Genomic DNA, 12,801 nt, shown 5'->3' on the forward strand with positions numbered 1-12,801 from the left:
ATAAGATGTAGATTGAATTTAAAAAATTTTGATTGTGGAGGAATAGAGGATGAGTATAAAATCAGTTATTTTTGATATGGATGGAGTTATAATTGACAGTGAGCCGGAGCATTTGAAAGTAAACGAGAAGATGTTAGGAGAATTTCATATTAATGTAAGTGAAGAGGAAAAAGTAAAATTTGTAGGTACTACTACAAGAGAAATTTGGAAGATGCTTAAACAAAAATATGAAATTCCTTATTCCTTGGATGAACTTGTAAATATGGATAGAGATATATATTTAGATGGGCTTAGAAGTAAAGATTCCATTAAACCTATAGAGGGGGTCGATAAGCTTATAATTAAACTTAATGAAAAAAAATTAAAAGTCGGAGTGGCGTCTTCATCGTCTTTAAACATCATAAATATTACTATTTCATCTCTTGGGTTAGATAAGTATTTTGGTTATTTAACAGGAGGAGATGAGGTTGAAAACAGTAAACCGGCTCCAGATATATTTCTTAAAGCTGCAAAGAGGATGAAATCCTCGCCTGAAGAATGTATAGTTATAGAGGATTCTAAAAATGGAGTTTGTGCCGCAAAAAGTGCAGGAATGTATTGTGTAGGTTTTAAAAATCCACACTCTGGTAATCAAGATATATCAAAAGCGGACATTATAATAGAAAAGTTCAATAGCTTATATCCAATACTTGAGGAAAAGTTTAATTTCTAAGCATGTGAATGATGGATGAAGGAATGATTTTTGTGAATAAAAGAAAGAAGATGGCAGCGGCAGTTGTTTGTGGAATCTTTATATTAATAGCTGCCGTTATATTTTATAATTATGATAGAAACAAATCCGCACATAATTCGAAACAAGACAGTTCTATAAAACAAGATAGTGCACAAAAAAGTGAAAAGAATATTGTGAATGATAAAAGCAGTGTACATGAAAAAGATAAGGCAAAAATAAAGGAATCCAGTGCTAAAAATACCTTGACCAAGAACAGGGCTATTGAAATTACTGAGGAATATGTAAAGAAACAAATTCCAAATTCGAAATTTGTATTCGATCACGAAGAAACTAAAGGAGATAAAAATTATTATGTAGTACATGCCTTTGACAGCATGGAGGACCATGGAGCTACAACAGGTTGGTATTATATTGATAAGTCAACCGGAAAATTGTATGAGTACGATGTGGCCGAGGATAAACTGCTTCCAATAAAATAACAGCTGATTTTTACAGCTGTTATTTTATTGGAATTACAATTCTATTTTTTAGGTATTCTAAAATGATACTCGGGGGTATTGTCTGTAATGGGCAGAAATTTGTATCCCTTTGATTTGTAGTAATCTATTATTTTTGGAAGGACAGTGCATGTATTTTGATTGTTTCCACTGCAGTGTGCAAGCAGAAAAATTCTTGATGGGTTTATGCATTCCTTCGTACCCTCTTTGTAGAGAGTATTTACCGGAGTGTTATGATTTATTCCATCTGAAAGACATATGTTCCAGTCGAATATATTATATCCTTTTGAATGAAGTTCGTTATACAGGTCGGAGGTCATGTGTCCTTTGCTTCCAGAAGGGAATCTTATGATTTTGCTTGAATTTCCAATGACGTTTTTTATCGCAGCTTCGTTTTGTTGTATTTCATTTTTGAATGCCTGATTATTTTTATATATTTTGCCATAATCATGGGTGAAGGTGTGTAGACCTATACTGTGTCCTTCGCTGTTAATTCTTTTTACCGTAGCTTCATTTCCTTTTATTTTATAACCTATAAGAAAAAAAGTGGCTTTTATGTTTTTTTCCTTTAATATATCAAGTATTTTGCCGGTGACTTCGCTGCTTGGACCGTCGTCAAAGGTTAGATATATTATATTGCAGGAAGTGTTTTTGTTTTCTTTTGACATGACTTTTTGACTGGATAACAGTGATAATGTGAACAGGCTTATTATAAAACAGCATAATGTTTTTTTAAATTTCATATGTGATTTATCTCCCTCTCGTAAAGTTTATAATATGTATAGTATTTACAAATTGTATTTTTTTATTAGACATGTATGGGTACTTGACTTGTATGAAAAATACGTTTTGTTATAAATATATAATTGTGATATTATATGTAGTATTGACTAGTTTACATTTGATCATGAGGAGTGAATGATTTTGGAGGTTTACTTTGACAATAGTGCTACTACCAGACCTTACGGTGAAGTTGTAGAGACTGTATCGGAGAGTATGAAAAGTTATTACGGGAATCCTTCATCGGCGTATTCCCTTGGAATAGAAGCTGAAAACAAAATAAGTGAATCAAGAGATACAATAGCTAAAACTTTAAACTGCGATAGAAATGAAATAATATTTACATCCTGTGGAAGCGAGAGCAACAATTTTCTCCTGAGAGGTTTTTTAAAGCCTGGAAATCATATGATAACCACTAAAATAGAGCATCCGAGTATTTTAAATACGTGCAGGTATATTGAATCTTGTGGAGTCAGGGTAACATATCTTGATGTTGATGAAAAGGGAAGAATAAGTATTGACCAGCTTCTTGATTCTGTGGGTAGGGATACTGTAGTTGTAAGTATAATGCATACGAACAATGAAACAGGAGTTGTTCAGGATATTTGCGGAATAGGAAAAGAACTTAAGAAAAAAAGTGACAGGGTGAAGTTTCACGTTGATGCTGTTCAGGCATATGGGAAGTATAGAATAGATGTGAAAAAATGCTGCATAGATATGCTTTCTGTAAGCGGACATAAAATACATGGACCGAGAGGTATCGGATTTGCTTATCTTAGAAAAGGTCTTAATCCCAATCCGCTTATATATGGAGGTGGACAAGAAAAAAACTTTAGATCGGGAACAGAAAATTTGCCTGGAATATGCGGATTAGCTAAAGCCTCGAGTATGATATATGCTAGATGTGACGATAATTTTGACAGGGTTTCAAAGCTGAAAGATTATTTTATGGAAAAATTAAAAAACATTCCCGATATCAGCATAAACAGCCAGGGCGAGTGTTATTCACCATATGTTTTAAGTGTATCATTTCTTGGAGTTAAGGGGGAAGTGCTTCTCCATATGCTTGAAGATAAAGGCATATTTGTATCTACAGGTTCTGCATGCTCTGCAAAAGATAATAAGGAGAGCCGGGTGCTTGGTGCAATCGGACTTTCAAAGAACCACATAATGGGAACTATAAGATTTAGCTTTAGTGAATTTAACACTATGGAGGAAGTTGACTACACTGTTGATACACTTAATAAATCTTTGAAATTTTTAAGGAGAATTAAAATATGAGAAAACTTTTACTTGTGAAATATTCACCGGAAATATTTTTAAAAGGTCTGAACAAGAGAAAATTTGAAAAAAAACTTATGGACAATATAAAAAGGGTAATGAGAGGAATAGAATATTCATTTATAAGGGATGACGGAAGATGGTTTATAGATTGTATTGAAACTGATGCGGCTGTAGAAAGGCTCAGAAAAGTTTTTGGAGTCTCTGAGATATGTATTGCATATGAAATAGAGCCGGATATGGAAAGCATAAAGGAACAGGCTCTTTCAAGTGCAAATAAATGTATCGGGAATACATTTAAAGTTGTAACGAAGAGGGCAAACAAAAAATTCCCTATAAACTCCATGGATATAAGTAAGATGATAGGGGAATATATACTGAAAAACAATCAGAAACTTTCTGTGGACGTAAAAAGGCCAGACTTTTTTGTGAATGTTGAAGTTAGGGATAAAGCGTATGTTTATTCGGAAAGAATAAAAGCTGAAGGCGGTATGCCCTATGGAACAAATGGCAGCACCATGCTTATGCTTTCTGGCGGAATAGATTCTCCTGTTGCAGGATATATGATGGCGAGAAGAGGTGTTAAGCTAAACTGCGTGTATTTCCACAGTCACCCGTATACAAGTGAAAGGGCAAAGGAAAAGGTTAAGGACCTTGCCAGGGTACTTAAAGGATACACAGGAGAGATGAATCTGTACGTAGCTCCATTTACAGATATACAAATGCAGATTATTGAAAAGTGCAGGGAAGATGAACTTACTATAATAATGAGAAGGTTCATGATGAGAATTGCATGTGGACTTGCTGAGAAATATGATGTTGATTCTGTGGCTACAGGTGAGAGTATAGGTCAAGTTGCCAGCCAGACAATGGATGGACTTGTAGTAAGTAATGATGTAGCAGACAGACCTGTTTTCAGACCGCTGATTGCCATGGACAAGATAGATATAATGGATCAGGCGAGAAAGATAGGTACATATGACATATCAATACTTCCATATGAAGATTGTTGTACTATATTTGTGCCCAAACATCCTAAAACAAAGCCAAAGGTTGCAGAGATAAGAAAAGCTGAAAGTATTCTTGACATAGAGGGACTTGTGCGTGATGCTATAGAAAAGACGGAGTGTTTTAATAAATAAACCTTATAATAGATACCACTCAATTTGAATGTGGGCGGTTTTTTACATAAAAAAGAAGGGAATAGACAATCTAGTCTATTCCCTTTCAAAGAAAATAGAAAAGCTATCTTCTTTGAGTTTTATTTTAAATTGATTCTATTATGCTTGATAGAACTTCAAGTCCGGATTTAAGCTCGTCAGGTGATATAACAAGAGGAGGAAGTAATCGGACAACATTTGGACCGGCAGTAAGTACAAGAACACCATTTTGAAGAGCCATTTTTTGTACTTTTGATGAGGAATCTGAATTTATCTCTATACCTATCATAAGGCCCATTCCCCTAACCTGAACGATATTCTTACAATCTGATTTTTTAAAAAAGTCTTTTACAATAGATCCTTTTTCTTTTATTTCATCCAAAAATCCGGGAGTTGTAAGCTTGTCGATAACACAGTTGCCGCCTGCGGTACTTATTAAATTTCCTCCGAAAGTTGAGCCGTGATCTCCAGGTTCAAAAGTGTTTTCAAGTTTTTTATTACAAAGAACTGCACCTATTGGGAGGCCTCCTGCAAGGCCTTTTGCAGTTGATACAATGTCGGGTTTGACATTGAAATTTTCATATCCAAATAGCTTTCCTGTTCTGCCCATTCCACATTGAACTTCGTCGAATATAACAAGTATGTCGTTCTTTTTGCTTATTTCAAATACTTTTTCTACGAATTCCTGGGGAAGGGGAATTACTCCGCCTTCACCCTGTATAGCTTCCATCATTATTGCACATACCGAAGAGTCAAGGGTTTCATAAAGAGAATTTATGTCTACATTCGAGTATTTGAAACCGCTTGGAAAAGGAGAAAAATATTTGTGGAATTTTTCCTGTCCTGTAGCTTTAAGCGTGGTTATGGTTCTTCCATGAAAACTCTTTTTTAACGTAATTATGGTACTTCTCTCCATGCCATATTTCATCTGACTGTATTTTCTTGCCAACTTTATTGCGCATTCGTTTGCTTCAGCTCCGGAATTACAGAAGAAAACTTTACTCATTTCAGAAGCTTCAGCCAGTTTTTTTGCAAGAGTAATCTCGGGAATATTTAAAAATATATTTGAAGTATGGGCTAGATTTTTAACCTGATCAGTAACTGATTTTATCCAGTCCGGGTTTTCATATCCAAGTGAGGACACTCCAATGCCGGATGTAAGATCAAGGTACTTTTTACCTTCAGTATCATATAGATTGCAGCCTGAGCCCTGTGTAAATACTACGGGTATTTGTCCATAAGTGTTCATAAGGTATTTTTTTGCACATGATATATAATCCATTTAATTTTCCTCCTCATAAATCATAGTACCTATGCCTTTCTTTGAAAATAATTCAAGGAGAAGGCAGTGTGGAATTCGACCGTCTATAATGTGGGCACGCTTTACGCCTGATTTTATAGATTCAACGCAGCAGTTGATCTTGGGTATCATTCCACCTTTTATTATATTGTCTTTATATAAGTTGTTTATTTCATTTAAATTAAGTTTGGATATTAAACTCGAGCTGTCATTTAAGTCTGTCATTACGCCGGGTACATCTGTAATAAGTATTAACTTTTCGGCTTTCAGTGCAGAGGCAATTTTGAAAGCACAAGTATCTGCATTTATGTTGTATATTTCAGAATCATAACCCATGGCAACGCTACTTATTATTGGCATATATCCGTTGTTTATTGAGTTTTCAATGATTTCAGTATTTATTTCGGTGATTTCGCCTACAAGTCCCAAATCTTCGCCGCCGGATATTTTTTTTGCTTTTATCATTGAACCATCCATTCCACACAGCCCGATTGCTTTTCCATTGCAGCTTTCAACCAGATTTACGAGATCTTTGTTTACTTTCCCGCAAAGAACCATCTGTACTATATCCATTGTTTCTTTGTCGGTATATCTGAGTCCGTTTATAAATTTGGTTTCTTTGTTGAGCTTTTTCAAGTATGAAGATATAAAAGGGCCGCCTCCATGTACTACTACAGGATTTATACCCACGCATTTCATAAGTATAAGATCATTTATAACATATTTTTTCAAGTCATCAGTTATCATGGCATTTCCGCCATATTTAACAACTAGAGTCTTACCTCTGTATTCCTGTATATAAGGAAGAGACTCTGCAAGTACGTTGGCTATTTCGTCGTGGTCCAATATTGAACGCCTCCCTTTAAGATCTATAACTGCCGTTAATTTTCACGTAATCATAAGTAAGATCGCATCCCCAGCAGGAGACTTCATATTTACCATCCGCGGTATCAACGAGTATTAAAATTTCGTCTTCTGATAATACTTCTTTTGCAAGTTCTTCAGAAAAATTTATGGGATTGCCATTTTCAAATACAGATACCGAACCTTTTGAACTTTCTATGGAGAGTTTTAATTTGTTAACATCAAAATTTACTCCGGAGTATCCAAGGGCATCTAGAATTCTTCCCCAGTTTGCATCGCATCCGAACATTGCAGTTTTTACAAGATTTGAACATATTACGGATTTTGCAAGTGTTTCGGCGCTTTTTTCGGAACTGGAGTTTATAACCTTGCATTCTACTAATTTTGTAGCTCCTTCGCCGTCTTTTGCCATCATTTTTGCTATATGAACAGTAAGAAATTTCAATGCAGCTTTAAATGTTTTGTATTCTTTACAATTTTCGTCTTCTATTAATGGATTTGAAGCTGATCCATTTGCCATTATTATTGCCATATCGTTTGTTGATGTATCTCTGTCTACTGATATTCTGTTGAAGCTGACCTTTACAGAGTCTTTCAGGGCTTTCTCTAAAAGCTCCTGCGAAATATCGGCATCGGTTGTTATGAAGGCAAGCATAGTGGCCATATTAGGATGTATCATTCCGGAACCTTTTGACATTGCACCTATGGTTATTTTTTTACCGTTGATATCGAAACATAAAGATGCAGTTTTAGAAATTGTATCCGTGGTCATTATTGCAGTTGCAGCGTCTTTTGAGCCATTTTCATTTAAGTTTTCCACAAGCTTTGGTATGGAATTGCTTATTTTTTCGATATCGAGCTGGACTCCGATTACTCCAGTGGATGCAACAAGTACATCCTCGCTGTCGATACCTATAATGTTTCCACAGCATTCACACATGCTTTCTGCATTTTTTAATCCTGTTTTTCCAGTGCATGTATTTGCATTGCCGCTGTTTATTATTACAGCTTTTGCAGTTGGATTTTTTAGGTGTTCTTTTGTAACAACAAGAGGTGCACCCTTTACTATATTTTTTGTATATACTGCAGCACAGCGGCATGCTTTTTCAGAATAAATAAGAGCAAGATCTTTCTTACCACTGTGTTTTAAACCCGTACTTATTCCAGAAGCTTTAAAGCCACAAGGTGAGGTAACTCCTCCTCCTTTGATATTGAAATTCATGTTAGCGGCCTCCTTTAAATTATTGTATTAAAATATGGATGGTATAATGTCAAGACCATCTTTTTCGTCGAAACCGCAAGCTATGTTCATATTTTGTATAGCTTGGCCTGCAGCTCCCTTTATCATATTGTCTATACATGATATCAATATGAGTTTGTTGTTTTCTGTGTCGTGGTGAAGGGATATCTGACAGTAGTTTGAGAGTCTTACATTATTTATTTTTGAAGTTTCACCAAGGGGAAGTACATTTACAAAAGGTTCTTTTTCATAAAAGCTTTTATAATATTCATGGATTTTTTTAATGTCAATTTTGTTTTTGGGTGAAGTATATATCGTAGATAAAATTCCACGGTTTACAGGTAGAAGATGCGGTGTAAATGTAATTTTTACATGGCTTTTGGAAACTGAATCAAGCACCTCTTCCATTTCTGGAACATGTCTATGATTTGCTATTTTATATGCACTGAAATTTTCATTACAATTTGTAAAAAGTGATCCTTCGCTTAAACTTCGTCCTCGTCCGGTAACTCCGGACTTTGAATCTGCAATTATACCTGTTTCTTCTATAATATCATTAGATATCAAGGGGAGAAGTGCAAGTTCTATTGACGTTGCAAAACATCCGGGATTTCCTATGAGTTTAGAATTTTTGATTTTTTTTCTGTTCAATTCAGGCAGACCGTAAACTGATTTTTCGTGAAGTTTTGGAAGAGAGAAATCACTTCCATACCAATTTTTGTAGGTTGAACTGCTTTTAAATCTAAAATCAGCACCCATATCTATGCATAGTTTGTTTTGATTCGTTATTTTATATGCGATATTTTCACTTAAACCATTTGGGAGAGCAAGAAAGATTACATCGCTTTTTTCTATTACTGTTTCCTGGTCTTCACATATTAAATTATTTACATTATAAAAACTGGGATATACTTCTGAAAAAGTTTTTCCTTTATAGCTGACTGAAGATATAGATGATATTTCAACTTTACTGTGTCCGTGTAAAAGTTTTACGAGTTCGGCACCTACATATCCAGTGGCTCCGATAATTCCAACTTTAAGCGTCATTATTACCTCCTTCTGCAATTAAACCATAGGGTATAATACTTGTTCTTTATTTTTAATAGTTATCATTATAAAACTTTATGAATAATTATGCAATAATATTTATAAAAATCACAAAAAAATCTTGCAAATGTATAAATAATCATTTTTAATGTAGTTGAAAAAATTAAAAGCTCCTTTTAATATATATTTATTTGCAGTATATATTTGTATATCATGTATTTTGATTTAGCTTTAATAAAATTGCATAAGTATGCATATTAGCTTTATGCATTTGATTTTTAACTGTTGTATATTGCATTTGGTTTTGTATATAATTGTCTTGCAGGTAATTCAAGGTAAAAAACTTTTACGTATGAGGAGTATCAATATGAATAAAAAAGATTTAGCCGATTTGAAAAAAGAATTTAAAATTGACAGCAGTGCAGTTCCATTGAAAGAAGTGTATAGTGTTTATTTAAAAAAAGATAATGGAAAAACTATAACTAAGGAACTTGTTCCTTTTGAAATGATGGATATTGAAACAAGGGAATTGTATCTTGGAAACTTTAAAAAGGTTCTTACAGGTTCTATAGATTCGAAGATATTTGAATTGGATTTTGCAGGCGATGGTCTGCAGCAGCAAAATGACGAAAGGACTCAAAGCATACTTTATGAAGCACTAAAGGGTAAGAAAAGAATCCCTGAATTTGCCGATATAGTTGTAGAAAAAATTGCAAAGAATTTTGAATATGAAACTGATGTTGTTATAAATTTTATAAAAGCGGAGTATTACAAATCAGACAAGAAAAAATCTTCTGACGGTGAAGAGCTGGAGGAATATGTACAAAATATAGAATTTATATTGTGTACGATAAACAAGATTGATGTACCTAAAAAAGTATTGAAATTCGATTATTCCGAGATGAAATTTAAGGCAAATTCAGTTCTGGATGTAACTGTAAATTTGAATTCACCTTTGGATGGATTTGTATTTCCAGCGTTTTCAGGTGGCTATGTAGATGTGAACAAAGTAATATATTATTCACACAAGGCAAAACAGATGAATCAAAAATTTGTGGAAGATGTTTTGGGATGCTTTGTGAAGCCAACTGCAGTAGAGGAAAAGGATAGTTTCAATTCCATAATACAAACTGCAGTTGAGAACAAAATAAAGCCTAAAGTTATGCAGGATATATATGAAAATATAAATATGAAGCTTGAAGATGATGAGAAAGATGAAGAAGATCCTAAAATCGACATGAAGGAAGTTGCCGATATACTTGAGATGAGTGGAGTTCAAAGCAGAGAAGTTGTAAAAAGCGCTTTTGAAGAAATTTGCGGTGGAAATTATGAGTTCAAGGTAAAAAACGTGCTTCCTGATTTTGATAGGAAATCTATAAAGATAGAAAATGACAATATAAATATAACTATAACTCCAGGAAACTTGAATAATATAAAACAAATAAGAGATAGGGAAGGGAGAAAGTGTCTTCTCATAACTTTAAATGAAGATGTTACTATAGACGGACTCAATATCGAAACCGAGAATTATTGATAAATCGAATTTTTATGACTAATATTGTTGATTATCTTTTAAATAAATAGTAAAATGTAGATATAGTAATCCTGAGTATTTAAGTCTGATATGGTTTTAATGATTAAGACTTAAATTTTTTTGATGTTAAATAAGAGTTAAACACTCGGATATGAAGGAGAGATATGATGGAAAGCAAGTTATTGAAAATAAATGATCTTAGGACAAAAGTTGGTGAAACGGAAATATTAAAAGGATTGAACCTTGAAATAGGAAAGGGAGAGGTTCATGCCATAATGGGGCCTAACGGGGCAGGTAAATCTACTCTTGTAAATACAATAATGGGTCATCCTAAATATTCGCTGTGCGGCGGCGACATGTTGTTCGAAGGAAAATCAATAAAAGATTTAAAGGTGGATGAAAGGGCACGTCTTGGAATATTTATGTCATTTCAATATCCAGAGGAGATACAGGGAATAACTGTTGAGAATTTTCTACGTACTGCAAAATCTGCTGTTGCAGGCAAGAAAATAGGAATACTTGCATTTAGAAGACAGCTTAAAGAAAAATTGAGTTTGCTCAAGATAGATGAGAAGTATGCACAGAGATACTTGAACGTAGGATTTTCAGGCGGAGAAAAAAAGAAAAACGAAATTTTACAGATGGCCATACTTGAGCCAAAGCTTGCAATGCTTGATGAAACCGACTCGGGACTTGATGTAGATGCAGTCAGAATAGTTTCAGAAGGAGTAAGCAAACTTAGAACACAAGAAAATTCAGTACTTATAATTACACACCATAACAGCATTTTGGAGCATTTGAAACCTGATTATGTACACATACTTGTAAATGGAAGAATAGTTAAGACTGGTGATGCTTCTCTTGCAGAAGATATAGAAAAACATGGATATGATGAATTTAAAGCCATGGTCTAGCCAATTGCTTGAAAAGAGAGGTGTTTTGATTGGATAAAAATAGAACGTATATAAATGACGTTGAGAAAAATATTGTTGAAAGAAATATTTATGACGTGAAAAACGAAGTTAAATACAGTTATAAAACTGACAGCGGACTCACAAAAGACATAATAGATAAGATATCCGAAGAAAAGAATGATCCTGACTGGATGAAGGAATTCAGGCTCAAGTCGCTTGATATATATAACAAAATGCCAATGCCGTCCTGGGGAGCCGACCTGAGTGATCTTGACATGAATAATATAGTTACCTATGTAAGACCGGATACGAATATGAAACACGATTGGAAAGACGTACCGAAAGATATAAAACAAACTTTTGATATGCTTGGAATACCAAAGGCGGAACATGAATCACTTGCTGGAGTTGGAGCACAATACGATTCGGAAGTTGTATATCACAATGTAAGTGACGAGTTAAAAAAACAGGGTGTTCTGTACATGGATATGGAAACTGCAATAAGGGATTACGAGGATATTGTAAAGCCTCTTTTCATGAAACTTGTTCCACCAACAGATCACAAGTTTGCAGCACTTCATGGAGCAGTATGGTCCGGCGGTTCCTTTGTATATGTTCCGGAAGGTGTGGAAGTTGATATTCCAATACAGTCTTATTTCAGATTGAATGCACCGGGAGCAGGACAGTTTGAACATACGCTGATAGTTGTTGAAAAAGGTGCAAAAATTCATTATATAGAAGGATGTTCGGCACCTAAATATTACGTAAACAATCTTCATGCAGGATGTGTTGAATGTTACATAAGAGAAGGTGCAACATTGAAATACAGTACAATAGAGAACTGGTCCAGGAATATGTATAATCTTAATACAAAAAGGGCTGCTGTAGATAAAAACGGACATATAGAATGGGTTACAGGTTCATTTGGATCAAAGGTTTCGATGCTTTATCCAATGAGTATACTGCGCGGAGAAGGAGCAAAATGTGAATTTACAGGTATAACTTTTGCAGGAGCAGGACAGTATCTTGATACGGGATCTAAGGTAGTTCATGCAGCACCAAATACTACATCTACTGTAAATTCCAAGTCAATATCCAAAGACGGTGGTGTTTCAATCTACAGAGGACTTTTGAGTTCTACAAGCAATGCTGATAATTCAAAGGCAAGTGTATCCTGCGAATCACTTATGCTTGACAGTGAATCAAGGTCGGATACGATACCTGTTGTATCTGTTGCAAACAACAATGTAGATATAGGACATGAAGCAAAGATAGGAAGAATAAGCGATGATGCAATTTTTTATCTTATGAGCAGAGGACTTACGGAGGAAGAGGCAAGGGGAATGATAGTTACAGGTTTTGTAGAACCTGTTGCAAAGGAACTTCCACTTGAATATGCAGTAGAGATGAACAATCTCATTAAATTAGAATTAAAAGGAACGATAGGATAG

Annotated in this window: 12 protein-coding genes; 7 read left to right on the forward strand and 5 right to left on the reverse strand. The window is 34.5% G+C overall.

The annotated features are described in order from the left end of the window. Positions 1-49: 49 nt before the first annotated feature. Together AC4CVH_RS11460 and AC4CVH_RS11465 are read left to right on the forward strand one after the other, a co-directional pair. Positions 50-712: an HAD family hydrolase gene (locus tag AC4CVH_RS11460; protein ID WP_490787887.1), complete on the forward strand. Its 663-nt coding sequence runs from the start codon at positions 50-52 to the stop codon at positions 710-712. Between the two features lie 32 nt (positions 713-744). Further along, positions 745-1,212, forward strand: a complete 468-nt coding sequence (locus AC4CVH_RS11465; RefSeq protein ID WP_490787888.1) for a hypothetical protein — start codon at positions 745-747, stop codon at positions 1,210-1,212. Between the two features lie 41 nt (positions 1,213-1,253). Here AC4CVH_RS11465 and AC4CVH_RS11470 read toward each other — a convergent pair whose 3' ends face one another. Beyond that, complete coding sequence (locus AC4CVH_RS11470) at positions 1,254-1,973, reverse strand: polysaccharide deacetylase family protein (RefSeq protein ID WP_490787889.1); 720 nt, start codon at positions 1,971-1,973, stop codon at positions 1,254-1,256. Between the two features lie 181 nt (positions 1,974-2,154). Here AC4CVH_RS11470 and AC4CVH_RS11475 point away from each other — a divergent pair, with 181 nt between their 5' ends. Next, positions 2,155-3,291, forward strand: coding sequence for a cysteine desulfurase family protein (locus AC4CVH_RS11475; protein WP_490787890.1), 1,137 nt, complete (start codon positions 2,155-2,157; stop codon positions 3,289-3,291). Further along, the gene (thiI, locus tag AC4CVH_RS11480) at positions 3,288-4,433 is read left to right on the forward strand and encodes a tRNA uracil 4-sulfurtransferase ThiI (RefSeq protein ID WP_490787891.1); all 1,146 of its coding nucleotides are present in this window, start codon (positions 3,288-3,290) and stop codon (positions 4,431-4,433) included. Before AC4CVH_RS11475 ends, thiI begins: the two co-directional genes overlap by 4 nt. 124 nt (positions 4,434-4,557) lie before the next feature. On the opposite strand, the gene AC4CVH_RS11485 is transcribed toward thiI, so the two are convergent. From AC4CVH_RS11485 to argC, 4 genes are read right to left on the reverse strand one after another with little or no spacing between them, the layout of a single operon-like run. Then, positions 4,558-5,733 (reverse strand): aspartate aminotransferase family protein, encoded by a 1,176-nt coding sequence (locus AC4CVH_RS11485; protein WP_490787892.1) that lies wholly within the window; start codon positions 5,731-5,733, stop codon positions 4,558-4,560. Further along, positions 5,734-6,600: an acetylglutamate kinase gene (argB, locus tag AC4CVH_RS11490; protein WP_490787928.1), complete on the reverse strand. Its 867-nt coding sequence runs from the start codon at positions 6,598-6,600 to the stop codon at positions 5,734-5,736. A 13-nt stretch (positions 6,601-6,613) separates the two neighbouring features. Beyond that, positions 6,614-7,837: a bifunctional glutamate N-acetyltransferase/amino-acid acetyltransferase ArgJ gene (gene argJ / locus AC4CVH_RS11495; RefSeq protein WP_490787893.1), complete on the reverse strand. Its 1,224-nt coding sequence runs from the start codon at positions 7,835-7,837 to the stop codon at positions 6,614-6,616. Between the two features lie 27 nt (positions 7,838-7,864). After that, positions 7,865-8,902: an N-acetyl-gamma-glutamyl-phosphate reductase gene (argC, locus tag AC4CVH_RS11500; RefSeq protein WP_490787894.1), complete on the reverse strand. Its 1,038-nt coding sequence runs from the start codon at positions 8,900-8,902 to the stop codon at positions 7,865-7,867. A gap of 367 nt (positions 8,903-9,269) precedes the next feature. Here argC and AC4CVH_RS11505 point away from each other — a divergent pair, with 367 nt between their 5' ends. The 3 genes from AC4CVH_RS11505 (at position 9,270) to sufB (ending at position 12,801) form a co-directional block, all read left to right on the forward strand. Further along, a complete protein-coding gene (locus AC4CVH_RS11505; RefSeq protein ID WP_490787895.1) occupies positions 9,270-10,436 on the forward strand; it encodes a DUF4317 family protein in 1,167 nt (388 codons plus the stop codon). A 167-nt stretch (positions 10,437-10,603) separates the two neighbouring features. Then, entirely contained in the window at positions 10,604-11,350 is a 747-nt protein-coding gene (sufC, locus tag AC4CVH_RS11510; RefSeq protein WP_490787896.1) for a Fe-S cluster assembly ATPase SufC, read from the forward strand. 29 nt (positions 11,351-11,379) lie between these two features. Then, positions 11,380-12,801, forward strand: a complete 1,422-nt coding sequence (sufB, locus tag AC4CVH_RS11515) for a Fe-S cluster assembly protein SufB (protein ID WP_490787897.1) — start codon at positions 11,380-11,382, stop codon at positions 12,799-12,801.

This window comes from Clostridium pabulibutyricum, from assembly GCF_058242705.1.

Coding starts and splice junctions, on each gene's coding strand:
- AC4CVH_RS11460 (WP_490787887.1), top strand. CDS start 50: ATGAGTATAAAATCAGTTATTTTTGATATGGATGGAGTTATAATTGAC.
- AC4CVH_RS11470 (WP_490787889.1), bottom strand. CDS start 1,973: ATGAAATTTAAAAAAACATTATGCTGTTTTATAATAAGCCTGTTCACA.
- thiI (WP_490787891.1), top strand. CDS start 3,288: ATGAGAAAACTTTTACTTGTGAAATATTCACCGGAAATATTTTTAAAA.
- AC4CVH_RS11485 (WP_490787892.1), bottom strand. CDS start 5,733: ATGGATTATATATCATGTGCAAAAAAATACCTTATGAACACTTATGGA.
- argJ (WP_490787893.1), bottom strand. CDS start 7,837: ATGAATTTCAATATCAAAGGAGGAGGAGTTACCTCACCTTGTGGCTTT.
- argC (WP_490787894.1), bottom strand. CDS start 8,902: ATGACGCTTAAAGTTGGAATTATCGGAGCCACTGGATATGTAGGTGCC.
- AC4CVH_RS11505 (WP_490787895.1), top strand. CDS start 9,270: ATGAATAAAAAAGATTTAGCCGATTTGAAAAAAGAATTTAAAATTGAC.
- sufC (WP_490787896.1), top strand. CDS start 10,604: ATGGAAAGCAAGTTATTGAAAATAAATGATCTTAGGACAAAAGTTGGT.